At 42.6% G+C, this 26,663-nt stretch carries 23 protein-coding genes and 2 tRNA genes; 17 read left to right on the forward strand and 8 right to left on the reverse strand.

What is annotated here, in order from left to right; all coding sequences use genetic code 11:
- Positions 1 to 48: 48 nt before the first annotated feature.
- From ACEN9X_RS22375 to ACEN9X_RS22405, 7 genes are all read right to left on the reverse strand, one after another.
- Positions 49 to 780, reverse strand: a complete 732-nt coding sequence (locus ACEN9X_RS22375; RefSeq protein ID WP_413667239.1) for a polyprenol monophosphomannose synthase — start codon at positions 778 to 780, stop codon at positions 49 to 51.
- Between the two features lie 117 nt (positions 781 to 897).
- A complete protein-coding gene (locus ACEN9X_RS22380; RefSeq protein WP_413667240.1) occupies positions 898 to 2,376 on the reverse strand; it encodes an MFS transporter in 1,479 nt (492 codons plus the stop codon).
- Positions 2,377 to 2,497: 121 nt separating this feature from the next.
- Complete coding sequence (locus ACEN9X_RS22385; RefSeq protein WP_413667241.1) at positions 2,498 to 3,418, reverse strand: hypothetical protein; 921 nt, start codon at positions 3,416 to 3,418, stop codon at positions 2,498 to 2,500.
- 374 nt (positions 3,419 to 3,792) lie between these two features.
- Complete coding sequence (locus ACEN9X_RS22390) at positions 3,793 to 4,971, reverse strand: acetyl-CoA C-acyltransferase (protein WP_413667242.1); 1,179 nt, start codon at positions 4,969 to 4,971, stop codon at positions 3,793 to 3,795.
- Between the two features lie 188 nt (positions 4,972 to 5,159).
- A complete protein-coding gene (locus ACEN9X_RS22395; RefSeq protein WP_413667243.1) occupies positions 5,160 to 5,336 on the reverse strand; it encodes a ribbon-helix-helix domain-containing protein in 177 nt (58 codons plus the stop codon).
- A 1-nt stretch (position 5,337) separates the two neighbouring features.
- The gene (locus tag ACEN9X_RS22400) at positions 5,338 to 5,865 is read right to left on the reverse strand and encodes a hypothetical protein (protein WP_413667244.1); all 528 of its coding nucleotides are present in this window, start codon (positions 5,863 to 5,865) and stop codon (positions 5,338 to 5,340) included.
- Between the two features lie 4 nt (positions 5,866 to 5,869).
- A complete protein-coding gene (locus tag ACEN9X_RS22405) occupies positions 5,870 to 6,727 on the reverse strand; it encodes an SPFH domain-containing protein (RefSeq protein WP_091211366.1) in 858 nt (285 codons plus the stop codon).
- Positions 6,728 to 6,841: 114 nt separating this feature from the next.
- Between ACEN9X_RS22405 and ACEN9X_RS22410 the strand changes: the two genes are divergently transcribed.
- The 8 genes from ACEN9X_RS22410 to ACEN9X_RS22445 all read left to right on the forward strand — a co-directional run bounded on the left by ACEN9X_RS22410 (position 6,842) and on the right by ACEN9X_RS22445 (position 13,183).
- Entirely contained in the window at positions 6,842 to 8,911 is a 2,070-nt protein-coding gene (locus tag ACEN9X_RS22410) for an HD family phosphohydrolase (protein ID WP_413667245.1), read from the forward strand.
- 85 nt (positions 8,912 to 8,996) lie between these two features.
- Positions 8,997 to 9,083, forward strand: a tRNA-Ser gene (locus ACEN9X_RS22415).
- An 84-nt stretch (positions 9,084 to 9,167) separates the two neighbouring features.
- A tRNA-Ser gene (locus ACEN9X_RS22420) sits at positions 9,168 to 9,254 on the forward strand.
- Positions 9,255 to 9,487: 233 nt separating this feature from the next.
- A complete protein-coding gene (locus tag ACEN9X_RS22425; RefSeq protein ID WP_413667246.1) occupies positions 9,488 to 10,387 on the forward strand; it encodes a helix-turn-helix domain-containing protein in 900 nt (299 codons plus the stop codon).
- A gap of 103 nt (positions 10,388 to 10,490) precedes the next feature.
- Complete coding sequence (locus ACEN9X_RS22430; RefSeq protein WP_413667247.1) at positions 10,491 to 11,105, forward strand: YdeI/OmpD-associated family protein; 615 nt, start codon at positions 10,491 to 10,493, stop codon at positions 11,103 to 11,105.
- A gap of 276 nt (positions 11,106 to 11,381) precedes the next feature.
- Positions 11,382 to 11,882: an SDR family NAD(P)-dependent oxidoreductase gene (locus tag ACEN9X_RS22435; protein WP_413667248.1), complete on the forward strand. Its 501-nt coding sequence runs from the start codon at positions 11,382 to 11,384 to the stop codon at positions 11,880 to 11,882.
- Positions 11,883 to 11,968: 86 nt separating this feature from the next.
- Complete coding sequence (locus tag ACEN9X_RS22440) at positions 11,969 to 12,367, forward strand: ATP-binding protein (RefSeq protein WP_413667249.1); 399 nt, start codon at positions 11,969 to 11,971, stop codon at positions 12,365 to 12,367.
- Positions 12,368 to 12,406: 39 nt separating this feature from the next.
- Complete coding sequence (locus ACEN9X_RS22445) at positions 12,407 to 13,183, forward strand: tRNA(His) guanylyltransferase Thg1 family protein (protein WP_413667250.1); 777 nt, start codon at positions 12,407 to 12,409, stop codon at positions 13,181 to 13,183.
- Positions 13,184 to 13,197: 14 nt separating this feature from the next.
- On the opposite strand, the gene ACEN9X_RS22450 is transcribed toward ACEN9X_RS22445, so the two are convergent.
- Positions 13,198 to 13,812, reverse strand: coding sequence for a class I SAM-dependent methyltransferase (locus tag ACEN9X_RS22450; RefSeq protein ID WP_413667251.1), 615 nt, complete (start codon positions 13,810 to 13,812; stop codon positions 13,198 to 13,200).
- A gap of 50 nt (positions 13,813 to 13,862) precedes the next feature.
- Between ACEN9X_RS22450 and ACEN9X_RS22455 the strand changes: the two genes are divergently transcribed.
- The 9 genes from ACEN9X_RS22455 (at position 13,863) to ACEN9X_RS22495 (ending at position 26,625) form a co-directional block, all read left to right on the forward strand.
- Positions 13,863 to 14,240: an HYC_CC_PP family protein gene (locus ACEN9X_RS22455; RefSeq protein ID WP_413667252.1), complete on the forward strand. Its 378-nt coding sequence runs from the start codon at positions 13,863 to 13,865 to the stop codon at positions 14,238 to 14,240.
- A 138-nt stretch (positions 14,241 to 14,378) separates the two neighbouring features.
- Positions 14,379 to 14,807: a hypothetical protein gene (locus ACEN9X_RS22460; protein ID WP_413667253.1), complete on the forward strand. Its 429-nt coding sequence runs from the start codon at positions 14,379 to 14,381 to the stop codon at positions 14,805 to 14,807.
- Positions 14,808 to 14,847: 40 nt separating this feature from the next.
- Entirely contained in the window at positions 14,848 to 15,099 is a 252-nt protein-coding gene (locus ACEN9X_RS22465) for a heavy metal-binding domain-containing protein (RefSeq protein ID WP_413667254.1), read from the forward strand.
- A gap of 373 nt (positions 15,100 to 15,472) precedes the next feature.
- Positions 15,473 to 18,583, forward strand: coding sequence for a SusC/RagA family TonB-linked outer membrane protein (locus ACEN9X_RS22470; protein ID WP_413667255.1), 3,111 nt, complete (start codon positions 15,473 to 15,475; stop codon positions 18,581 to 18,583).
- A gap of 18 nt (positions 18,584 to 18,601) precedes the next feature.
- A complete protein-coding gene (locus ACEN9X_RS22475; protein ID WP_413667256.1) occupies positions 18,602 to 20,224 on the forward strand; it encodes a RagB/SusD family nutrient uptake outer membrane protein in 1,623 nt (540 codons plus the stop codon).
- 148 nt (positions 20,225 to 20,372) lie between these two features.
- The gene (locus ACEN9X_RS22480; protein WP_413667257.1) at positions 20,373 to 21,383 is read left to right on the forward strand and encodes a winged helix-turn-helix domain-containing protein; all 1,011 of its coding nucleotides are present in this window, start codon (positions 20,373 to 20,375) and stop codon (positions 21,381 to 21,383) included.
- A gap of 24 nt (positions 21,384 to 21,407) precedes the next feature.
- Positions 21,408 to 23,006 carry a solute:sodium symporter family transporter gene (locus ACEN9X_RS22485; RefSeq protein WP_413667258.1) on the forward strand — a complete coding sequence of 533 codons (1,599 nt, stop codon included), beginning with the start codon at positions 21,408 to 21,410 and terminating at the stop codon, positions 23,004 to 23,006.
- A gap of 70 nt (positions 23,007 to 23,076) precedes the next feature.
- Entirely contained in the window at positions 23,077 to 24,534 is a 1,458-nt protein-coding gene (locus ACEN9X_RS22490; protein ID WP_413667259.1) for a hypothetical protein, read from the forward strand.
- A 36-nt stretch (positions 24,535 to 24,570) separates the two neighbouring features.
- Positions 24,571 to 26,625, forward strand: coding sequence for a hypothetical protein (locus tag ACEN9X_RS22495; protein WP_413667260.1), 2,055 nt, complete (start codon positions 24,571 to 24,573; stop codon positions 26,623 to 26,625).
- The last annotated feature ends 38 nt before the right edge of the window (positions 26,626 to 26,663 follow it).

Here is a 26,663-nt window from a genome sequence, read left to right on the forward strand (position 1 = left end):
CTTTTTACCAGATATAAATTCTCATGTCCCAAATCTCATGTCTCATATCTAACCTTCGGGGTATTTCCTGAAAATGCTGTTGATCTTCATCTGGATCACGCCTAAAAATGCTTCGCGGAAAATACTGGTTGACATTTTAGAAGTGCCGGCCGTGCGGTCGGTAAATATAATGGGGACTTCCACCAGCTTAAAGCCATGTTTAACGGTGGTATATTTCATCTCTATCTGGAAGGCATAGCCAACAAACTTGATTTTATCCAGCTTAACAGTTTCAAGTACTCTGCGTTTATAGCACATAAAGCCCGCGGTGGCATCCTGTACCTTCATGCCGGTTATAAAACGCACATAAACTGAAGCGAAATAACTCATAAGCACCCTGCTCATAGGCCAGTTTACTACATTTACACCGGTTACATAACGGGAGCCTATCGCTGCATCGGCGCCATCAATACAGGCTTGCCTAAGTTTCAGCAGATCATCCGGATTGTGCGAAAAATCAGCGTCCATTTCAAAAATATAGTCGTAATGGCGGGCTATACACCATTTAAAACCATGTATGTAGGCGGTACCTAATCCCTGTTTGCCAGCGCGTTCTTCTATAAAAAGGCTGCCATCGTATTCGGCTTGCAGGCTTTTTACTATCTGCGGCGTACCGTCAGGTGATCCGTCGTCAATGATCAGGATATGAAAGTCATGAGGCAAAGAGAATACCTTACGGATCATCCGTTCGATATTTTCCTTTTCATTATAGGTGGGTATGATTACGACGCTATCAGGCACTGAACAGTATTTTAGAAAATGAGTTAAATGTTTAAGCTGCGAAAATAATCAATTTACAGAGCATCAAAACAAAAAAACAGGAAAGCGTACGCAATCCTGTTTTTTCGAAGTTATATTTTAAAGGTTATTCGTATCGGCAATAACCTCATTTTCCACGTAAGGATCGGTAATATAGTTTCTTTCTTTAAGGCGTGGTGCAACAAACATGAAGATGATGATAAACACCGCGATAAAGCTTACAAAAAACCACTCATAATTGGCGCCCGCAAGATTTTTAGCCCACCAGCCGCCGTCTTCGATAAGTCCGTTAACAAGGGCCGTAATCAGGTTCCCGAACGAAACAACCAGGAACCAGATTCCCGACATGGTGCTTTTCATTGATTTTGGAGAATGGGTATAAGCGTATTCCAGGCCGGTAATTGATACCAATACTTCTGCAGCTGATAGTATTAAAAAGGCCAGCACCTGCCACCACATTGACGGTGAGCCACCATGGTCAATGCTAACGTGTGTAAAACCGATAACTACAAATGATAATGCTGTTAAAACCAAACCGGCACCAAGCCTGCGTAAAGGTGTTGTTTTTAGCCCGATCTTATCTAAATTCGGATAAATCACATAGTTAAATAGTGGTATAAATAACAGCAGGAAAATAGTATTAAAGGTTGACATTGAACCTGGTTCTATCTGGAATGAAGTAAAACCAAGATTGATGTTCCGGTCCATTTTTGCAGCATAAAGCGTCCATTCTGAAAGGCACTGATCCCATACAGCCCAAAACGCCAGCGCAAAGAAGAATACGGAAATTACCCGGTATACTGCTTTAACTCCTTCAACCCGTTCAGGATCATAACTCTCTTTGGCTATATCAAGTAATGATTGGCCGGGTTTCTTTTTACTTAAATGGGTGAGCGCGTACCAGGTAATAAACACCAAATTGTTTCGGTTTACGCCCTGAGGAGGCACCTTTACATATTTTTTGCGGCCCATAAAAAATATTAGCGTTGCTAATGCCATCAAAAGCCCGGGAACGCCAAAAGCCCATTTAGGACCATAATATTTGTAAATGGTAGGGATGGCAACCGTTGATAACATAGAGCCGGCATTGATGCTAAAGTAAAACCAACCGTAAACTTTTGAAAGCAAGTCCTGGTTGCTGGCATCAAACTGGTCGCCCACGTTGGCCGAAACACATGATTTGATACCGCCCGCACCGATGGCGACTACAAGCATACCTATCTCAAAACCACTAAGGCTTGTATCAAACATGGCCAGCAACAGGTGCCCGAAGCAATATACTATGGAAATATAAAGGATAAGCTTGTATTTGCCGGTAAACCAGTCGGCTACCATGCCGCCCACAAATGGCAAAGCGTAGGCCACCATAACAAATAAATGGTTCAGTTTATTGGCATGGGCATCAGCCTGTTGGGCTAAAGCAGGGTTAGCTGCAGGGTTAAAGAATTGTTTTACCAAAAAAAGGGTAAGTATGGAACGCATGCCATAAAAGCTAAAACGTTCAGCGGCTTCATTGCCAATAATGTAAGGGACGCTCTTGGGGAATCTTGGTTTTGTTGGAGCAGTTTTTTCTTGCATCAGTTAACTTAAAAATTTGCTAAAGGTAATATAAATCTTACAAACCGAAATTTAATACTGAAAGTGAGATACTTTCTGTAACAAAATGGTTAATTTTTGATTATTGTTGTTATTTAATTTCTTAATGCTTTGCCGGTAACAGTGCCCGATCTTTTGCGGCCTGTTTTTTAGGATCAATATATTGACTATCGGTACCGGTACCATCGGCAATGTTGCGCATGTCAAGGTCTTCTACATACGTCCAGCGGCCATCTTTTAGTTTATAACCGTCGTAACTAAGGTCAGGGCCAAAGGTTTCTGGCTTGTCCTTACTCCGGCCATCAGGTGCCGAAAGATGGTCAAACACAATGATGTTTTGTTCGGGTACAAACCTTAACAACATGGAAACCTGCCGGGCATATTCAAATACCACCCTGTTGCGGGTTTTGCCATTACCATTAAATATAGGCATCCCAAATTGTGGTACACCATTATTAAAAAAAATGACATCAATTACTTTTTTGGTAGATTTTACCGTGTTGCCTTTCCAGCCTAATAATACATAGTAAGGCTTAGGGCCGTACACCGCTATTATCTTATAGTATTGAGCGCCATACCATTTATGGGTGTCTGTTACCGAATCTTCGGGGTTTTTCAATAACGGCGAGTAATCCTCAAGCGGAAACATCTTAAGCGCGCCCCCGGTATTTATTTGCACTGTACCATAAAAGCGATAACTGCCGTCGAGGTTTGTTACGTGCCAGCTCAAGATCCTGAAACGGTTATCGGGTGAGTTAACAATGCTGATACTCTTAACTGAATCAAACGGAAACAGAAAAGAGTTGTTAATTTTTAACGCCTGCACCAATGTTTTAATAAACTGGTAATTGGCGTTTTTGCGCTCCATATCGTTCTCATCATTTACAATCTTTTTGCCGAGACGGGTGAGACTGTCCTGGTATTCGTTAAGTTTTTTGAGCCTTGTACCTTCGTCATAGTATTGCGCAAAAGTTTGCATGCAAAGCAATATGGAGAAGATAGTTAGAAGAGCTTTTTTTGTCACTATTTTAATTTAATTGGTTGAGCTTTTTGTTTTTTATTGCGAGGAACGAAGTAATGAGCCTCACCCAACCCTCTCCTCCGGAAAGGGCTTTGAAAATTTTTAAAGTTTTCCCTTCCGGGGGAGATTTAGAGGGGGGTAATCGCTTCGTGTTTTATTAATTACTTGCTTGTGAGTTTTTGATTATCAATATGTTTTATTATCCATTTTATATAACGTGGGCGTTGCCTGCGGCCCGGGCTTTCCGTTACAAGTCCTCGCTTTTTCTGCCCGCAACCCAAACACACGCTGTGGGCTTTACACTGCAATCCCTAACGCGCCCCTCGCACAACATCATTAAAATATAATTTTGCTTATAATAACGTCTTTATAAAACACTAACGTAAATTTTCGATAACCATTGCGCTGGCGCCACCGCCACCGTTGCAGATACCTGCAGCACCATATTTGCCGTTATTTTGCTTTAGTACGTGTAAAAGGGTAACAATGATTCGTGCACCCGAAGCGCCAAGAGGATGGCCCAATGAAACTGCACCTCCATTAACGTTTACTTTTTCGGGATCGAGATTTAAAGTTTGATTATTTGCTATGGCAACAACCGAAAACGCTTCATTGATCTCAAAAAAGTCGATATCGGAAGTTTGGAGGCCTGCCCTCTGCAAAGCCAGCGGGATAGCTTTTGATGGAGCGGTGGTAAACCATTCGGGGGCCTGCTGAGCGTCGGCATAGGAAATTATTTTTGCCAGGGGAGTTATACCCAGCTCATTGGCTTTTTCAAGGCTCATAAGCACCACAGCTGCGGCACCGTCATTCAGTGTTGATGCGTTGGCAGCCGTAACTGTACCGTCTTTTTTAAATACCGGTTTTAATGATGGGATCTTGTCAAACTTAACTGTTTGGGGTTCTTCATCTTCGGCAAACATGGTTATATCGCCTTTTTTGTCTTTAAGGCCAACAGGTGTTATCTCTTCTTTAAACTTACCGTCTCCCTGAGCTTTTTGAGCTCGTTGATATGATAAAATGGCGTAGGCATCCTGCTCTTCACGGCTGATGTTGCAGTCAGTAGCACAAAGTTCGGCCGCCGAGCCCATATGATAGTCGTTGTAAACATCCCAAAGCCCATCTTTTACCAAGCCGTCAATGATCTGTCCGTTGCCTAACCGGTAGCCGTTACGGGCTTTATCCAGGTAGTAAGGCACATTGCTCATGCTTTCCATACCGCCGGCCACCACAATATCGTTTTGACCTATGGCAATACTTTGAGCAGCCAGCATAATTGCTTTCATGCCCGATGCGCAAACTTTATTAACGGTTGTAGCAGGTAGATAGGGGAGCCCTGCAAATATAGCGGCCTGGGTTGCCGGTGCCTGCCCAACATTGGCCGACATTACATTGCCCATGTAAACTTCCTGTACCTGATCAGGCCTTAAGCCTGCTTTTTCCACTGCCGATTTGATGACTGCTGCGCCCAGTTGTGTGGCGCTGATGGCTGCTAAACTGCCTCCAAAGCTGCCTATTGGAGTACGTGTGGCAGCTACTATTACTACTTCTTTCATGTGTCCCTCATTAAAATTGGTGGGCAAATTTAATGATTTGAACGAAAGAAAATACTATGCATGCATAATAAGATTATTGAGCGAGAGATTAGAGGTTGGAGGTTAGAGATTAGTTGGTTTTGCGCATATCCGAGTCGGCGTTAACGGAATTGAGAACGCCTGTTTGCCTAATCTCTAACCTCCAACCTCTAATCACCATCTTCCTTTTTCTTTTTAGAACTCCCCTTTTTACGCGCATGCAGGGCTTGTTGCATGAGGTATTCGATCTGGCCGTTGGTGCTTCTGAATTCTTCGGCTGCCCAACTCTCAATCTCCTTCAGCATGTCGGGGTTGATACGTAATACAAATGCTTTCTTTTCGGCCATATTAAGTTGTGGCCGCTGCCTCGGCCTGTTTTAACAAAACTAAATTTATGCCCAGTAACGCCAACAGGGGCAGCTCTGGTACTTTTTTGATCATATCCGGATCAATTTTTACAACAAAGGGCTGTTTACGGCTCCAGAGTTTGGCTTCTACGTTTAAAATATCACCCAACTGATCGTTTACCCAGGTGTAGGTACGCGATAGGATCTTTTTGTTATAAAATATTGCGGTAAGGCCATTATTTAACTCAAGGGTTATTTTCCGGCTCCAGATTTCGGGTGTTATTATACCAATTTCTATTCCTTCGGGCTGTTCAATTATAAGTTTTCGGCCTATCCAGCTTTTGCGTTTTACTATCCAGTTTCCGCTATTGGTTTCAAGTGTACAGATACGTTTTAAAGCACCTGTGTACGTGAGCTTGCCGTAGCTGAACTGTCCGTCGCTAAGTTCATACCATGGTCGCCAAAAGCCGTGCCTTAATACCGGTAATTCCGTTAAGCGGAGCTGGTTAAAACTTCTGAATTGGTCCATCATATTAATGGTATAAAGTGCCGGTATTTACAACAGGGTTAACAGCTTTATCACCGCATAATACAACCAATAGATTGCTAACCATGGCCGCCTTGCGTTCTTCATCAAGTTCAACAATGTTCTTTTCAGATAGCTTGTTCAACGCCATTTCAACCATGCCAACGGCGCCTTCAACAATAAGTTTACGGGCAGCTATGATGGCCGATGCCTGCTGTACCTGCAGCATGGAATGTGCAATTTCGGGCGCATATGCCAAATGCGAGATCCGGGCTTCCAATACTTCAATGCCGGCGCGGTCGAGCCTTTCATTCAGTTCTTTTTCCAGCATCGCGCTTACCTGCTCGGCGCCGCCGCGAAGGGTAATGGCGGCGGTTTCGTCTTCCAGATTATCGTACGGGAATGAGTTTGCCAAATGTCTTACCGCAGCTTCGCTTTGGATGTTTACATACTGGATATAATTTTCAACCGCAAATACTGCAGCAGCAGTATCTTTTATCTGCCATACAATAACAGCGGCAATTTCAATAGGGTTACCAATGCTGTCGTTTACTTTTAGTTGCTGTCCGTTAAGGTTAAATGCCTTTAATGATACCTTCTTTTTAACAGTAAAGGGATTAACCCAGAAAAAGCCGTCGGTTTTTACAGTACCAACATACTTGCCAAAAAGGGTAAGCACTTTTGATTCGTTAGGATTAACAACGATGATGCCGGGAAGCAAAAATATGACGCTCACCGGAATTAATATGAAGCCGATAACTTCCAGGCCGCTGCTTAAGCAAAAAACGGCCGCAATTAATAAAACAATAGCCAAAATAAAAACGGAAAATCCGGATGGCGGGTTGATAGTTTTTTCAGGATTCATGATTTAGTTTGATTTTAAAATGATATCATAAAGATATCAAATTTGTTTTTACAAATGCAAGAAAAACTGTACATAACAGAAACTTATATTATTTTTGGCAGGTTAATCATTTAAATGGCAAAACTATCCACTTCGCGCCAAAAGGCTTTACTGCGCAAATACGCCCGTAATGTTAAGTTTTTGATGATGCTGCTCAGTGTCATACTTATTGTTTACTTTTTACCAAAGCAGGCAAAATTTAGCTACGAGCATGAAAAAGGCAGGATCTGGAACCAGAAAGATCTGGTATCCCCCTATAATTTCGCCATATTAAAAACACCTCAGGAAATCATGGCCGATCAGAAATCGGCCCTGGAAAGCATAACGCCAATATACCAGCTGGATGCTGCTATGCAAAACCAGCAAATTGATGGTTTTAAAGCCGATCTGGAAATTAAATGGCATAATGCCGGTATCAATGATAAGTTGAAGCCAAAATATATTGCTGCCGGTACCGATTTATTGACCGAAATTTATCAGACAGGCGTTTTTAAACCCAATGCCAAGTACCAGCAAAGCTCTGAGAATTACCCGGTAAGGATCCTGGATAAAAATGTTGCCACTGATAAAAATACGAGTGAGCTGTTCACTAAAGAAAAGGCGCAGGCATATTGCGACAAAGTGCTTAGCAAACACGCAGACCTGGACAAGGCTTTTCTGCTCGACCTGATCAGTAACCGCCTGCAAAATAACCTTGCTTATGATAATAACCTTACCTCAAGGTTAGAGAAAGAGGTTATTGATGGTCTCTCAGTAACCCGTGGGATGGTGCAAAAGGGGGAGGTGATAGTTTACAAAGGCTCGGTAGTTAATGATGATGTTTATCAAAAGCTGGAATCGTTTAAAAAAGCGTTTGAGGATAATGCCCGGGTTAACGGTAACCGCAACCTGGTGCTGTTGGGGCAGTTTTTCCTGGTAGCTATAGCATTATCATTACTGATGATATTCCTTTACCTGTTCCGAAAAGATATTTATGCAGATAACAGGCTGGTAAGTTTGATATTGTTGGTAATTACCGCCATGCTGGCTACCTTGTCGCTGGCTATTAAGTTGCAATTTCCTACCAATCTGTACTACATTCCTTATTGTATTGTACCTATCATTATCCGCATATTGTTTGATACGCGTTTGGCGCTTGAAATTCATTTGTTGGTTGTACTGATAGCCGGCTTTTTTGTACCCAATAGTTTTGAGTTTGCCTACTATGAGATTACAGCAGGTATGGTATCCATTTACAGTATTAAGAACCTTGTACGCAGGGAGCAATTCCTGATCTCGGCGGTAATTATCATTTTTACCTACTTCGTAGCATTTTTAGGGATTACTTTTATCCGCGAAGGTGATTTCCTGAATATCGACTGGATGGACTTTTTACCGTTTGTAGTGAGCGTGCTGCTTACCTTGTTGGCTTACCCGCTTATTTACCTGTTTGAGAAAGTATTTGCTATTACATCAGAAATTACGCTCATCGAACTTACCAATACCAATGCGCCTTTATTGCGTGAACTTGCCTTTAACGCTCCAGGCACCTTTCAGCATTCATTACAGGTAGCCAACCTGGCCGAAAACGCTATTTATGCCGTTGGGGGTAATGCGCTGCTGGTTAGGGCAGGGGCGCTTTACCATGATATAGGCAAAATGGAGAACCCGTTGTTCTTTATCGAAAACCAAAGCTCGGGCTTTAACCCGCATGATAAGCTGCCTTACGAAGAAAGTGCCCAGATTATCATCCGCCACGTGAGCCGGGGGATTGAAATGGCGCGTAAGGCCAACCTGCCCGAGGTGGTGATCGATTTTATCCGTACCCATCATGGTAATACCCGGGTTGATTATTTTTACCAGTCGTCATTAAAAAATTTTCCTGAAAAGTTCATCAACGAGAATATTTTTCGCTATCCCGGGCCTATTCCTTTCACCAAAGAAGGTGCAGTTTTGATGCTTGCCGACTCGGTTGAGGCCGCTTCGCGCTCATTGAAAGAGCCGGATGAAGAATCAATTAGCGTACTGGTAGATCGCATTGTAAAATACAAGCTTGATCAAAACCAGTTGAAAGACAGTAATATAACTTTGAAAGATATTGAAACTATTAAGGCTATTTTTAAGCGGATGCTGATGAGTATTTACCACGTGAGGATAGATTATTAGAAAAAAAATATTTTTTTTGACGGGAGGCTTGAATTACTATATTTGCAGTCCCTGAAAAACGGGACAATAGCTTAAGAAGCAAAACGGAGAGGTGCCTGAGAGGCCGAAAGGAACAGTTTGCTAAACTGTCGTACTGGAAACGGTACCGAGGGTTCGAATCCCTCCCTCTCCGCAAAAAAGCCCAAACAGGGCTTTTTTTATTTATGATGACATGATCGTAGCATTGAATTAGTTGATGCTATAGATTTTGAAACCCGGAGAGATGCCTGAGAGGCCGAAAGGAACAGTTTGCTAAACTGTCGTACTGGAAACGGTACCGAGGGTTCGAATCCCTCTCTCTCCGCTACCCCAGGAAGACCCGGCTTTTGCCGGGTCTTCCTGTTTCATCAAATGGACAATACATATTACCATTTTACAAGTCTCCTTATCCATTTTAAAGATATGTTGGCAACAGCACAAACAAGAGTGAAAACTGCATAACGATATCAGTGGTTCCAAACAGTGATTTTTTTATGATCAATAGGTGAAGATACTTTCTTTTTCTATTTTAGGATCAACCAGTATGTGGTGTATTACATGGAGAAAATAAAAACTACAATTCCTTATTACACAGAAATAAACGATTTTTTGGACTCTATTCCATGGCCGGGGCGAACAACTGATCCTGATTTTTACTGTTTGAGGTTAAAGCCACTCGATCAGGGTCGGCAGGTATACAGGCCACCTTTTAAACGTTCATTCTATTTTTTTGCCCTGCTATTCAATTCCGGCAGGATCCAAGTTAACTATGGCGATCAGACTATTCATGATCCTGAGTCTTATCTTGTCTTTCATTCGCCTAATCTCGTGTATAGCTTTGCTCATAACAATGCTTTGGAGGGTTATGTGATTTACTTTAAGCCGGAATGCTTTTCGTTCTTCAAACCAGATTTTCATCAGCAATTCCGCCTGTTTGATGTGTTACATACCAACCTGTTTAAGTTTGATCTGGCCACATTTAAACAATTGGTTCCGCATTTTGAAGCTGTATTTGCAGCTTATGAAAGGTCGGCCAAAGTACAGCATATTGAAGCACGGATAAAGTTGCTCGGTTTGCTTTACTATCTGGAAGACTTTGCCCTGGAAAAGAAAGAAGATATCCGCCTGGCTACAACGCAACAAATCCTGTTGCGTAAATTTATTCAGTTAATTGATAACCATTATATCAATAAGCGCACCGTGCAGGAATACGCGGATATGCTTTCTGTTACCGCTAATTACCTCTCCCAATCTGTCAAACATGCTTCGGGAAAAAATGCACTTACTTTTATTGCCGAACGCCTGGCCGCCGAAGCCCGTTCGCTCATTCAATACACCGATTTAGAGGTGACCGAGATCGCTTATCAACTCAACTTTTCAGACCCCGCTAACTTTGGTAAATTTTTCAAAAGGCAGGTAGGCTTGTCGCCCACAGAGTTCCGGAAACAACGCAAGTAATTAAATTGACCTGTTTATCCAAGTTTTAAACCAAATCTTTTGTGACTGGCTAAGTTTCTTTGTTCGATTGAATTAAATGGTAAATATCTAAAAATCAAACTTTATGAATTACAATCCTGCTGTGGATGCTTATATAGCTAATTCCGAAGACTTTGCAAAACCCATTCTTGAGCATTGGCGCCGGCTTATTCACGAAAATTGCCCGGGTGCCGAAGAAGCGATAAAATGGAGTTTTCCGCATTTTGATTATAAAGGCGATAACATGTGTGTAGTGGCATCCTATAAAAAACACTGCTCCTTTACATTTCTGAAAGCCGAACTGATGACAGACTTACGCCTGAAAGCAAACAAGGACTTGAAGCCGATCCAAAGATTTTTGGGGAAGATCAGTAAAATAGGTGACCTGCCTCCTGACGATGAATTTATAGCAATGCTTAAAGAAGCCATGCAGCTAAACGAAAAAGGCATCAAGATAAAAAGGGACAAGCCGGAATCTGATAAACCCAAGGTATTGGAAACCCCCGATTATCTGCTGGCTGCATTAGTAGCTAACCCCAAAGCAAAGGATGTTTTTGAAAGCAAATCCAACTCCTTCCGTAAGGAATATATTATTTGGATAACCGACGCCAAAACTGCCGAAACACGGCAAAAAAGAATAAGTGAAGCTTTAGAATGGATAGCCGAGGGAAAAGGCAGGTTTTGGAAGCATCAAAAATAAAGATTCTAAATTTATTATTGCCAGAATCTCATTTAGGTGTTTTAACCGGCTCTCTTTATCTCCGCCAGGAAAAAGAGCTTTACTCTAAATTAAAAACCTCGCTGCAATAAGGCAACGAGGTTTTTTGCTTTTCTGCATTCTACAGCCAGTTAACGGCTTCCAAATTTTGATTATAGTCATAAAAGAGAATTAGTATACAACTATCCGGTATTTGTATTAACACCAACCCTCATATCCGTCAGACCTTTGTACTATCAATTTGAAATAGCGAAAAAAATGAAAAAAGTAATCTTAGTTACAGGTGCAAGTTCGGGGATGGGTAAAGAAGCTGCCAGGAAGCTTATCAACGAAGGTCATACTGTTTATACCGTTGCACGAAGAATTGACCAGATGCAGGACCTAAAGGCGTTAGGCGGGTATCCAATGAGGATGGATGTAACTAACGAGGAGGATATTCAAACTGTTGTTGACACTATTATTGAAAAAGAAGGGAAGATTGATGTGCTGTGGAACAATGCCGGTTATGGTCTTTATGGTTCGGTAGAAGATGTATCGTTAGCTGAGGCAAGGAAACAAATGGAAGTAAATGTTTTTGGACTTGCCGCGGTATCGCAAATAGTAGTTCCCCACATGCGTAAAGCAAAATCAGGATTAATCAGCGATTTGATTAAAGGCAAATACAACAACCACGTGCCTTATCCTAAAAATATACGGGATGCGAAGGCGTTTGTAGAACAATATAAAAAATATGCAAAGTTCCCGGAGCGATCATGTTAAACTCCTATGCCCGCTTACTAATGATAATAAAGGATAAATAGTTATAGCTCCCCGTTTTGTAACCAAAGTTGAGCTATCTTAGGCAAATGGAAGCGATAATATTTTGCGGTATTCAGGCAACTGGAAAGACTACTTTTTTTAAAGAGAAGTTTTTTAAAACGCATATACGTATCTCATTAGATCAGTTAAATACCAGAAATAAAGAACTCAAGTTTATTGAAACCTGTATCCTTACCTTTCACCCTTTTGTAATAGACAATACTAACCCCTCTCAAGAAGAGAGAGCAAAATATATTGCCATTGCAAAGGCAAATAAGTTTAAAGTGATCGGCTACTATTTTCAATCAAAATTGACCGACGCATTAGAGCGTAATAGCCTGCGTTTTGGTAAAGAGAAGATTCCTGAAATTGGAATAAAAGGAACTTACAGACGATTGAGCTTGCCATCTGTCGACGAGGGTTTCGACGAACTATATATTATGTGACTGCTGAAAATAATACATTCACCGTAAAAGAATGGTCAAATGAAATTTGATGATTTAGATGTTAAAATGAGGGTTTATGAAACCTCGCAAGATCGTTGTGTTTTACCTGAAATGTACATTGTAGCCAGAATTGATGGACGGGGTTTTACCAGGCTAACTAAAGAAGTTCATCAGTTTGAAGCCCCATTTGATGAAAAATTCCGCGACCTGATGGTGGAAACGGTAAAGCATCTTATGAACTGCGGTTTCAATGTGATTTACGGTTATACTGAAAGCGATGAAATATCATTGTTGTTTCATCCTGAAGAAAATCTATTTGGGCGTAAGACCAGAAAGTATATTTCTATTTTGGCAGGTGAAGCCAGTGCTAAATTTTCTTTTCTTCTTGGAAGTGTAGGGGCTTTTGACTGCCGTATTTCTGAGCTTCCAAACAAGAGGTTAGTAGAAGATTATTTCAGATGGCGTAACGAAGATGCGCATAGAAATGCGTTGAATGCACATTGCTATTGGCGTTTGAGGCAAGACGGTTATACTGTAAACGAAGCTACTTCTAAGATTGGAGGTATGAGTATCGCGGCAAAGAACGAACTGCTGTTTCAATATGGTATTAATTTCAACAATACTCCTGCCTGGCAAAAGAGAGGAATAGGCATTTATTGGAAAGATGTGAAAAAAGAAGGGTTTAATCCCAAAACCAACGAACATGTTTTGGTTGACAAGCGAGTCCTGCACGTTGATTTAGAGTTGCCCATGCGCGAAGAATACAATAAATTCATATATGATCTGTTAGGGAAGTACGAAGCGTCTGTCCTATAGCCTATTAATCCCTACTACGAGACCTTTTTAAAACTACAGAATACAAAGTTCTGAGTAGTACCAAATGGTGTAACGTGATCGTGGCGCATACAGCTTAACGGTTTAAACGCTTTTGTAAATGTATTTTGCAAGCCTTGTTCATCATAACGTGACACGGGCAGCCCACTGCATTTTTCTGGTCCCTGGTCCGAAAATGTCCCAACAATCAGGTAGCTGTTAACCCAATTTGTTACCAGTTCCTGGTAGTGTTGAATATCTTTCTGTTCGGTCAGGAAATGAAAAACCGCGCGGTCATGCCACAGGTCAAAACTTTCATTGGGTTCGAAGTTTAAAATATCAGCAACTATCCAGTTGATTTTGTAGGCCTTCTCACCAAGGCGTTTTTTAGCCTTTTCGAGACTGGCGCCTGCTATGTCAAGTACGGTAATATTTTGGTAGCCGGCGGCTAATAAATGATCAGCCAGGGTGCTGTCGCCGCCACCGCAATCAATAATGCGGGCACTTTTTGGCAAATTCAACGCAAGGATCAGGCCGAGCGATGGCTGAGGTACCTGTTGGGTCCAGCTTACTTGTTCTGGTCCTTTGGTTTCATAAGATTTTTGCCAGTGTGATGCTTTTTCATTAGTCATATTGCAAAAAAACAAAATATTTAAATGCCTGTTTTTTCTAATTTAGTGCCGTGAAACGACTATCAGCGATTTTACTTATTCTGTTTTACTCGGTATCTGTTTTTGGGTTTACCATAAACAGGCTCTACTGTTGCGGTAAACTGGCTGATGTATCGCTATCTGCCGCCGCTGTGTGCAAAATGGAGCATAAGACAGGCGATTTATCCTGCTGTAAAAGTGTTAAAACAACGCTCAAGGTAAAGGATAACCACGTTGCGGCCCGTACAGCACAGTCGCTCAAAAATACCTTTGCAATTGTTGCCCCTGTGTTTTTTCTTCCCGCTTCTTCGGAAGGAGTAATACGGAGTGTTTTACATGCTTACAACAGCCAGGCACCGCCCTGCTGGCAACAGCCACTTTATATCCTTTACGCCAACTACAGAATTTGATCCCTTCCCGGTATTTTCCGCCATATCGCCTGACAGGCCCACGCCAATCATTATTCAGGCAATTTTCTCATTAATCAATTTTTTTACTGCTTTATTGCCGGGTGATTTTCGGCAATGAGCATCAACATATTTTCGAAAATGAAAACTATCAAATTTTTAATTGTTTTGTTTGGCCTGTTCCTTTCAGCATCATTGGTTCAGGCAAAACCTTTTAGTGCCAAAAATATTTCTTCTGCACAGGATTTGCCGGTGGCCGTAAAAAATCCCCGCGTATCTGATTATAAAATAGTCGACAACGGCCCGATCATTATTTATGAGCGCAGTCGCCCGGGCGATAAACTGAATCTTTTTAAACCAATTATTACTCACTATTTTAGCGTGAAGGGAACAGACAAAGTTTATTTGCTTACCCTGGATAATTTGAAAAAGATATACAAAAGCAGGCCTCATTTTGATATGCTGGATACGCGTTTCAAAACAGATAGCGACCTGCTCACTTACGACAGTATACACGGGCAATATAGCGTCAATTACTATTTGTCAAAAGCAGATGCTGCCCAACTTTAAAATTTGCAATTAATCATCAAAATCATAACAAATCAAACTCATGAAAAAAGTAATGTTAATGGCTGTGGCCATCCTTTTCTCGGTTACCGGCGCATTTGCCACTCACAACAGTACGATGTTGCCCGACACAACCAAAACCAAAAAGGTGAAGCCGGCAAAAGTGCAATATACCTGTACCATGCACCCGGAAGTACTGAGTGACAAGCCCGGTAAATGCCCTAAATGCGGCATGGCCCTGGTTAAAAAGGAACCTGCAAAGAAGAAAGCAGATACCATGAAGATGAAAATGTAAATAAGCTAAGCCCGGAGCAATTGCTCTCAATCAATAGCTTAAATTTCAATAAAAAAGCGCCCTGGAATTTCTTTTAGGGCGCTTTTTTTATTAAACGGACTTCTGTAATCGCCGGTACCGCAATACTACCCTAAAAATGCTTGTCGACTGTAAATAGTATTACCTGGCAAGCTTTTACCTATCTATGAAACACAAAGCTTCATGGCCGGTTCCATCTGCGTTAAAACCCCTGTGCTTATCTACTTCCAGTCCTGTATGTGAAAGCTGCACCGGCAATCCGGACAATTATTTAAAAAAGTTTGTTTGTATTTAAAAAGTTTCTACTTTTATAAAATAATAGACCAGAATAGACCAATAAAATCAAAATTGAATTATGAAAAGAAAAGTACCTAAAAAACTGGGGCTTGTTATGTTTTGCTGTGTCATGTTATGCAGTATTCAGCAAGCATTTTCCCAACAACTTAAATCAATTTCGGGGAGGGTAAAGGATGAACAGGGTTTACCCATGCCATCGGTAAGCGTTAGTTTAGTTGGAACCTCACAGGGCACCACAACCAATGCCGATGGGGTTTACAAGATCAGCGTACCCGAAAACGCTACGCTGTTGTTTTCCTTTCTCGGTTATGAAAAGCAAACCATAAAGGCTACTGCTAACTGGAATGGGAATGTATCAATGTCGCCCGATAAAAAGGCGAAAGACCTGAACGAGGTTGTTGTGGTGGCTTACGGCACGCAGAAGAAAGCCAACTTAACCGGTTCCGTAGCCGCAATAGGGGCAAAGGAGTTGCAGGACAGGCCCGTTACCAACCTTAATGATGCCTTGCAGGGCACCATGGCCGGCGTTACTGTTACAACAACCGGCGGACAGCCCGGCACAACCGGTAATATTAATGTTCGTGGTATCGGGACATTGAACAATAGTAACCCAATGGTTGTAGTAGACGGAATCATCGGCAGTTTATCGGATGTAAACCCGAACGATGTGCAATCTGTTTCGGTATTGAAGGATGCGGCTTCAGCTGCAATTTATGGATCAAGGGCTGCCAACGGCGTTATACTGATTACCACTAAGCGGGGTAAAAGCGGCAAAATGCAGGTAAATTACACAGGCTACGCCGGTAAGCAAAAAGCAACAAACCTGCCCGACTTTTTACCCTCATGGCAGGCGGCTACCTTGTACAATCAGGCCCTGGCAAACGAAGGGCAGGCCCCTTACTGGACAGCCGAGGATATCACCCTGTTTAAAAATCAAACCGAACCTGATACACATCCCAATACCAATTGGCAGGGTTTCCTTTATAAAGGCAGCGGTTTTCAACAAAACCATGCTGTGAACATCAGCGGCGGTGACGAAAAAACTCAATATGCTTTTTCCTTAGGCTATTTTCAACAGGATGGTATTATCCAGAAATCAACTTTCAAAAGGTATTCCACCCGCATGAATATCAATTCGGCCATAACAAAGAATTTTAGCGTTAATGCTAATCTCTCGTTTTTATATGCGCCAACCCAGGCGCCGGATGGTTTAGGCGGAGGCGACATCGGTGGTATTATCGGAACAACAGCTGCCATGAACAGCACAGTTGTAAACCAGTACAAAAACGGTGTATATAACTATCTGTCGTTCGGTAACCCAATTGCCTGGCTCAATTCGCCAGGTTACAACAATAATCAGAATACGCTTTTTACCGGTAACGTAGGGGCCGACTGGGAATTTGTTAAAGGATTACATTTCAGGCCATCGTTTGCATACCGGTATAATGCAAACCCTGCACAGGAGTTTAAGCCAGCCGATGTTTACTACGATCCAAAAAATCCTTCAACAGTACAGACAACTATCAGCCAAAGCTCATTGGCCAACGCTAATGTTGTGAACAGTTATTACAATCTGCAGGGCCTGCTGGAATACGACAGGCATTTTGGAAAACATGCTATAGATATATTAGCCGGTGCCTCGCAGGAGCTTACCAATTATCAGTATTTATATGCCTACAGGCAAAACTTTCTGAATAGTTCGCTGTCGCAAATCAATGCGGCACCATCGTTAGGGCAACAGAATGCCGGTACAGCAAGTCAGCTGGCGTTGGTTTCATATTTCGGCCGTGCCAGGTATTCATATGATGATAAGTATTTACTGGAGGCTAATATTCGCGATGACGGTTCTTCCCGTTTTGCAGCGGGCCATCAGTGGGGGGTATTCCCGTCTTTCTCTGCCGGCTGGAATATTTCTAAAGAGCCCTTTTTCGAATCATTATCAAATACAATACCCCTGCTTAAGTTAAGGGGCTCATGGGGCAAACTGGGTAACCAAACGCTGGTAAACACCAACAGTGGTAATCAAACGCTGGCAAGTTTGGGTGGTTTAAATATCATTAGCCCTTATCCTGCTATTTCGGTTATTTCGGGCGGGCAAAATTATTCGTTCAACCAAACGCTGGCACCGGGCATAGCGCTTAACAATGGAGCAAACCCGCTTATCACCTGGGAAAAATCGACTACTACAGATGTAGGCTTTGATATGGAACTGCTGAATAGCAAGTTGACTTTCACAGCCGATTACTTTGTTAAAAATACCAACGATATCCTTTTACAATTACCGGCCAGTAAGGTTTATGGCTTTACTACGCCGTACCAAAACGCAGGTGCCGTACGTAACAAAGGCTGGGAATTTGCCGCTGCGTACCGCGACAAGATCGGCGCCGTTTCTTACAATATCGCCATAAACGCATCATTCATCACCAATAAGATAACCGATTTGGCCGGTACGGGGTCTATCTCAAGCGGCCTGGTTGTAGGGGAGCCGATCAAAGCATTTTACGGATACCAGGTCGAGGGTATTTTCCAAACACAACAACAGGTAAATCAGCACGCCAAACAAAGCGGCGGCGTTATAGGCCCAGGCGACCTGATGTATAAAGATATCAGCGGGCCAAACGGTAAACCCGATGGCGTTATTGATGGCAACGATCGTGTATATCTTGGTACACCCTTCCCTAAAACAGCATTTGGCTTTACGCTTGGCGCAGGTTGGAAAGGTTTCAACGTAAGTGGCTTTTTCCAGGGAGCTTTGGGTGTTAAAAACTACGTTCAGGGTTTTGAATTGGGATCATTGCAGCAGGCAAACATTGGCAACCCAACCAGCGCCCTGCTTGATGCCTGGACACCATCCAACACATCAGCTACCTTCCCAAGGTTATGGTCAACTTATTCACAAAATAATCCGCAAAGCTTTGTATCCTCATTTTGGGTGCGGAATGCATCATACCTAAGGTTAAAGAATTTACTGGTGAGCTATAATTTACCTGCCAAATCGCTTGAACGTTTAGGTGTAAAAGGTGTAAGGATTTATTACAGCGGACAGAATATCCTGACGTTCACCAGTTTCTATAAATGGGTGGATCCTGAAACCAATGCCGGAAACAATGCCTACGGCTCGTATCCGCAGTTAAAAACAAATACGCTTGGCCTTGAGGTAACATTCTAATTATTAAAGAAATCGTCGATGAAAAAATTAATCATAACCACAATTATTTTAGGCTCACTGGCAGCATCCGGATGCCGAAAGAGTTTCCTGGACAGGGCACCTTTAGATTCCTATACCAATAATGTACTTTGGAAGTCCTCCAATGATGCAATTGCTGCCTTAAATGGCTGTTACTCCAAATGGGGCGGCGGCAACAATGGCTATTACGGGGTTTTTGCCGATAATAACTCTGACAATACGTTCGATCAGTTCCCCTGGGAAAACTGGCTGTCCCTGTCTGCAGGTATAGCAACACCAACTAATACCGGTTATTCCAAATGGAACTACAGCTGTATCCAAACCTGCAACTGGTTTTTGGACAATGTTAGTGCTACCAATATGGACGCAACGCTGAAAGCCAGACTGATAGCTGAAGCCCGCTTTTTAAGGGCCTATGAGTATTTTACGCTCAGCCAGTTATATGGAGCCGTGCCCCTGGTTGAACATAATATTACGCCTGATGAAGCTAATAAGGTAACACAATCAACCAAGGCTGATGTTGTTGCCTATATATTGAAAGAGCTTACCGCAATTGCACCTGATCTTCCGGTTAAATATTCCGGTTCGGATGTTGGCCGTATAACCAGCGGTGCCGCCATCGCTTTAAAGGCGCGGATAGAGCTGTTCAATAAAATGTATCCGGAATGTATTGCCGATTGTCAGAAACTGATGGCCCCGCCTTATAGCTATGCAATATATCCAAGCTATGTTGATCTGTTCCGTCAGCCTTTTGCCGATAACCAGGAGGTGATCCTCGACGTTCAGTTTAAAGCAAGTGACAACAATTTTGGGTGGGCCAGAAACATGACCATCAATTCGTTGGGAGGGTATAACTCAATAGCGCCAACACAAAGCCTGGTTGATGCCTATGAAACAGCAAACGGTAAAACCATCGATGATCCTGCATCAGGATATGATGCAACGCAGCCTTACAAAAACAGGGACCCGAGGCTTACCGCAACCGTTTTTTACCCAGGTACGCAATACAGCAGTAAATTACCTTATGGCTCATACTACGATCCAATTTCAAGCAGTCCTAAAACTTTAGATCATTGGGGCGATAACAACTGTAGCCCTTCAGCATATGGTTTGCGGAAATATACCCCGGTAATAGCCGATTTTCCTAATATGGACCAGGTAGGTATGGATGTTATCCTGATCCGTTATGCCGAAATAAAACTGATGGATGCTGAAGCTAAGATTGAAAGCAATAAAATTGATGCTACGGTGTATGATGATATCAACTCGGTAAGGAAACGGCCTGATGTAAATATGCCCGCTGTTGATCAGTCGAAATATAACGATCAGGCAAGCTTACGTACATTGTTGCGCCGGGAGCGTAGGGTTGAATTGGCTGTTGAAGGGCTTCGCTGGTTTGATATTCAGCGCTGGCAGATAGGCGCCCAGGTAATGAACGGGCAAGTTACCGGCAGCTTGCTGGGTACTGTAAACCAAACCAATGGTGCAATAGCCCTTACACCGGGAACAACCATTAAAGTAGGCACACCGCGTGTATTTGATGCGGCCAAAAATTACCTGTGGCCAATACCGCAAACAGAGATTGACCTGAATAAAAACCTGAAACAAAATCCGGGTTATTAATTAAAATATAAGCTTGTTTAGCAGCGTAGTTGCTAAACAAGCTTTTCAAATGCCAAAGAGATTTAAACAACCTGACTTTTGATATTAAAGAAAAAGAACAGTAAGCTTGCTGCCTTTTTTCTTACTTTGGCTAAAATGTACCGGTATAATGGATAGAATTTTTCAAGAGATTAAGAAACTGACAGATATTCCCTCATATTCAAAGCATGACAGGTTTGTGCAGGGCATCATTAATGCCATTAACGAAAAGGTTATAGGGCAGGATGAAATGCTGCCCTCTGTAAATAAGCTGATTAAGGAGCTGGGCTTTTCGAGGGAAACGATCATCAAGGGATACCGGGATCTGATTAGCAGGGGTATTGTAGAGTCGAAAAACAGGCATGGTTATTTTGTAGCCAACAGTAATGCTGAGCAGACACTGAACGTTGCCCTGCTGATGTATAACCTGGATAGTTTTGAGGAGCAATTTTATCGGAACTTTCGTCAGGAGCTGGGCCCTAACATCCGTTTGAATCCTTACTTTCATCACGGTGATATTGAGATATTTGAAACTATCCTTAACCAGATAAAGGGGAAATATGGGATGTATGTAATAGCACCCATTCCACACCCAAAAACAAAAGAGTTGCTGGAAGCTATTCCGCGAAATAAATTCCTGATGTTTGACCGTTATGAGCCGCTTGAAGGCGAATTTAACCACATTACCCAGGAGTTTGGGGAATCATCATACCGGATCCTGGCAGAGCTCGCACCTAAGATCAGGAGGTTTGACGAGATCATATTTTACCATTCGCCGGCCTCGCTTGATCCGAAGGAGATTGTGCCGTCTTTCAAAAAATTTCTGAAAGATTTCAATATCAAAGGCCGTATCATTAAGGAATATACACATGGTTCGGTTGAAAAAGGGAAAGTTTACTTTACGCTGGACAACTTTGCACTATGGCAAATCATGCGCGATTGCAAAAGCCAGCAGCTGGTTCCGGGTAAGGACGTTGGTGTGCTTTCAAGTAATGATGAGCCTGCAAAAGAAATTATTGGTGTTACCACATTTTCTGCTGATTTTGCAAGCATGGGGAAACTGGCCGGGCAGGCCATAGTGAATAAGGATAAGATTAGCTTAACAGTTCCGACTATCTTATTTGAACGGAATACACTTTAAAAATTTAACCTAAATCAGGAAAAAGTGAACGGGCTTATACTAACCAGCTTTCTTTTTTTTACAGGTATAGTAGGTTTGGTGTCCTGGATTAAATTGCGAAAAAGCAGGCTTAATACGCTCAATAGCTTTTTTTTGGCCGATAGAAGCCTGAGTTTTTTATTAGTAGGCGGGGGATTGTTGTTTACCAATATCAATACGGCCACCATTATTGGCGAAAATGAGCTTGCCTATTCGCATAACATGTCGGTTATGGCCTGGGGCATAACTTCGGTGCTGGCAATGCTGCTGGTTTCTGAATTTTTGATGCCGCTTTATCTCAAGCTGGGCATCGCCACCACGCCCGATTATCTGACAGCCCGTTACGGACAGGGAATAGGGAAGTTGGTTTCCTGTATCTTTTTACTTAGCTACATTGTTAATCTGTTGCCCTCAGTTTTGTATAGTGGTGCGGTTGCCTTCAATGGCTTGTTCCATTTTTCAGAAGTTTGGAAAACCGATTATTGGACAACCATCTGGATCCTGATTTGGGTGATGGGGACGGTTGGCTGTCTTTATTCATTATTGGGCGGTTTAAAAGCAATATCAGTTTCTGATACTTTACTGGGCTTCGGCATATTCGCGGGCGGGCTTTTGCTGCCGTTTTTTGGCCTGAGATACCTGGGGCAGGGCAATATGATGCAGGGATTGCACATTTTATTGCATAACAAACAGGAACATTTAAACAGTATAGGAGCAGCAACCGACCCTATCCCTTTTGGTACATTATTTACCGGTATGCTGCTGGTTAACCTGTATTACTGGGGTACAGAGCAATATATTGTTCAGCAGGTGCTGGCTTCAAAAGATCTTAAAAATTGCCAAAAGGGGATAGCTGTTGCCTGTGCAGGTAAATTGATATCACCGTTGCTGCTAAATGTGCCCGGGCTTATTGCAGTACATATTTTTACACATCTGGACAACCCGGCCGAAGTATTTCCGAAGCTGGATAGCCTGGTGTCGCCACCTTTTATAGCGGGGTACATAGCTGCAATTATTTTTGGCGCTGCTTTAACAACATTCAATGCGGGGCTAAATAGCTCAAGTACCTTATTTGTATTGAACATCTATAAACCCTGGACTGAGAAACGAGGTAAACCGGCCGACGAAAAACATATGATAAGCACGGCTAAAATGTTCGAGATCCTGATCTGTTTGCTGGCGATGTTCATTGCTCCCTTTATCATTTTTGTTAAAAATGGCTTTTATACCTATGTGCAAATGGTAAACGGTTTTTTCAATGTGCCCATCTTTACCATTATGTTCATTGGTTTTGTAACCAAAAAGGTACCAGCCATAGCTGCCAAAATCGGGTTGATGTTTTTTATTGTTAGTTATGCGCTTACCCAGCTGGTTTTTGATCTGCATATCCATTTTCTGCACATCCTGGCCATATTATTTGTGTTAACATGTGGGCTTATGTTGTTTATCGGCAGGCTTTATCCTATGCCGGTACCTTACAAACAGCAGCTTAATACTATGGTAGATATAAAGCCATGGAAAAACCGGCACATCTATAGCTGCATACTCTTACTGCTTATGATCCTGATGTTTATCATATTTTCTCCACTCGGACTTGTAAAATAAGTTTTGGACAATAAATAAAATTATCTATTTTTATAAAATAGACCAGAATAGACCAAATTAACTCAACTACATGAATACTATGGCTTCATTGGCATGCAGGCTATCTACCACTGTGGTAATGCTGTGTATGTTTCTCACATCTGCGGCTTTTGCTCAGGATGTAAAATTTACCTCATCTGATAAAAAAATAGAACAGGCTTTTGATTGGGCCAAAAGCATGGCCCTGCACTATAAAGGGCATCCTGCCGACCCGGTAGGTCCCTGGTATGAGTCGGCATTGCCGCCGCGTGATGCTTTTTGTATGCGCGATGTATCACACCAAAGCATAGGTGCGGAGATTTTGGGTTTGCAGCGCGAAAACCATAATATGCTTACCTTATTTGCCCGTAATATATCAGCCTCAAAAAACTGGTGTTCTTATTGGGAAATGAACAAATCAGGCAAGCCTGCTCCGGAGGATTACAGAAACGACCGCGAATTCTGGTACAATCTCCCTGCAAATTTTGATGTGCTTTACGCCAGTTGGCGGCTTTATTTATGGACTGGGGATAAGTACTATATTAATGACCCCACATTTGTTCATTTCCAGGAAAAAACGGTTAAAGATTATATTGATGCCTGGGTACTTGCAGCCGACTCCATGCTGAACAGGCCCGCCCATCCAAATGCACCGGTACCTTTTAATGAAAGTGATGCTTTTCATCGCTGCCGCGGTTTACCTTCCTATTCGGAAGGGGTACCTAACCTGAAAACCGGTGCCGATCTCGTAGCCGCACTTTATAGGGGATTGTTAACCTATTCAGCCATACAGGCCAGTAAAGGTAAGCAGGCAGAAGCGTTAAAGTATGCTGCCAAAGCCGAAAAGTACAGGCAACAGTTAGAGGCAGACTGGTGGGATGCAAAAGAGAATTTATACTTTACTTACTACAGTAATGATCATCATTTCGGGAGGGATGAGGGTGAAACTTTTTTGCTTTGGTTTGATGCCCTGAAAGATAGCACACGTATTAAACAAACCCTCGGACACCTCAGTTCTAAAACCTGGAATGTAGAAAATACATCCTACCTGCCGTTGATATTTTATAATAATAGCTCATGGCAAAAGGCCCGGGACTATATACTTTATCTGTCGGATAAAAACACTGAAAGAAGAGAATACCCGGAGGTTTCATTTGGTGTAGTAGAAGGTGTTGTTCAGGGCTTGATGGGGATCACACCCGATGCGCGTTCAGAAAGCGTTAGCACTATTTACAAAACAATTGATAATAGTAACGCTACCATTACCAACTTACCATTGCTTGGCACTGTTGTTAATGTTTCTCATCAAAATGCACAACAATCTTCCCTTACTAATACAGGCAAACGGCAATTGAAATGGAAAGCCATGTTTTATGGCAATTATAAACATGCATTTGTGAATGAAAGGCAAATGCCTGTCAAACAATTTACAGATGGCAGCGGAAAACGTATATCCTTTGTAGAGGTTGTTGTTAAACCGGGACAACAGGTAAAAGTGAGCGTGAAATAATAAAAATCAATAACATCCTTATTCCAACCATATTTAATGAATTCTTATTTGCGTCAATTTTGCTTCGCTTTATTTATATTTTTTGCACAACTGCATTTTGCATCTGCCCAACAATTAGTGCTGCCACAGCAGAGCAACAGATGGAATTTACAACCGGATGGCAGCATCACCTGGAACATTAATGATCGGCTGCCTCATGCCGATCATATTGAAATGTCGGGCGAGAAAGTATCATTGTGGGTAGCCTACCAGGTTGATAAAGCAGGCCTGTGCCATTTGTCACGTACTGTGGTTTTCCCAACATTTCGGATGCTTCCGGATGATACCAGGAGCCATATAGCCTATACTTTTGATGATAATGCCCTGCCGCGAATGTATGTTGATGATGAACTATTGTGGCCGGATGTGGCAAAAGGCGGCGTAGATTTGTCCGCCAAAAGTATCAATCAGCATGGCATCATGCGTATCTCATACCGTACAGATAAGTTAAAGCAGGTTAAAATAGAACATAGTTTATTTCCATCAACAGAAAAGCCACTGGCCCTTGAAACCTATCAATTTACCAACGTGAGCAATAAACCGGTAACAGTGTTTATGGAGCATTTGAAGCGTGAAGTAACAACAGATACACTCAGAAGCAAAGTATCGCCGCATACCGTTGTTGTACAATCTGTAAATGACGGCCGCAGGATCCTTCAGCCTGGTCAGTCATATACTTTTGCGGTTGGTTACCTGGCAACTGATCATCCGCAATCGCTGCAGCCCATTGTGCCCGATTTAGAAGAGAAAGCCAGGCAGCATCGTATTGCCGAAATCGAGGCTCCCTTACAACTGCAAACTCCCGACAGCATTTTAAACGCGATGTTTGCTTTTGCCAAGATCAGGGCTACAGAAAGTATTTTTAAAACAAAGGCCGGCTACATGCACGGGCCAGGCGGTTTATCGTATTATGCCGCTATCTGGGCAAATGACCAGGCGGAATACGTAAGTCCGTATTTTGCTTTTTCGGGCGATAGCATCGGCGTTTTATCGGCCATGAATTGTTACCGCCTTTTTGCAAGTTATATGAACCCGCAATATAAACCGATCCCCAGCTCAATAGTAGCCGAAGGCGATGCCGTTTGGGATGGTGCGGGCGACAGGGGCGATCAGGCTATGATAGCTTATGGCGCATCACGATTTGCATTGGCTTATGGTAAAGCAGATTCGGCCCGGAAATTATGGCCGCTGATAAGCTGGTGCCTGGAATACAGCCGAAGGCATATCAACCCGCAGGGTGTAGTTACGTCTGATGCCGATGAGCTGGAGGGACGGTTCCCGGCGGGTAAAGCCAATCTATCTACCAACTGCCTGTATTATGATGCGCTGATATCAGCCGCTCTGTTGGGCAAACAATTAAATGTTCCTGCTAAAATTACCGATGGATCTCAGAAAGAGGCTGCGCAGCTCAAAACGGCAATTGAAAAATACTTTGGGGCAACCATCGGCGGATACAGTACCTACAAATATTACGAAACCAACAACACGTTACGGGCCTGGATCTGTATGCCTTTGGCCATGGGAATTTATGAACGGAAAGAAGGTACCGTTGAAGCGCTGTTTTCACCGCAACTTTGGACGGCCGACGGGCTCGCCACTGAAGCTGGAAAGGAAACTTTTTGGGACCGCTCAACTTTGTACGCCCTAAGGGGAGTGCTGCAGGCTGGTTTAACCGATAAGGCAATAGCTTATTTGCATTATTATTCTGTCCGCAGGTTATTGGGCGAGCATGTGCCATACCCGGTTGAGGCTTATCCTGAAGGTAACCAACGACATTTATCTGCCGAGAGCGGCCTATATTGCCGGATATTTACCGAAGGTTTGTTCGGCATAAGACCTACTGGCTTCCGGAGTTTTGACTGCACGCCCAGGCTGCCTCAAAGCTGGAATAACATGGCCATGAATAATATCAATGCGTTTGGCAGTACTTTTAATATTGAAGTATCCAGGTTGCCTGGCGGAAAGATGCAGATTAAGGTTATTGAAGGAACCATGCAGCGTACTTATTTAAGTAAGAGCGGTGAAGCTGTTAAAATTACGTTGCGGCATTGATTTGCTGTTCCAATCAGTTTTGGGAATGCCCCGATTAT

Source organism: Mucilaginibacter sp. Mucisp86, assembly GCF_047324315.1.
Taxonomy (GTDB): Bacteria; Bacteroidota; Bacteroidia; order Sphingobacteriales; family Sphingobacteriaceae; genus Mucilaginibacter.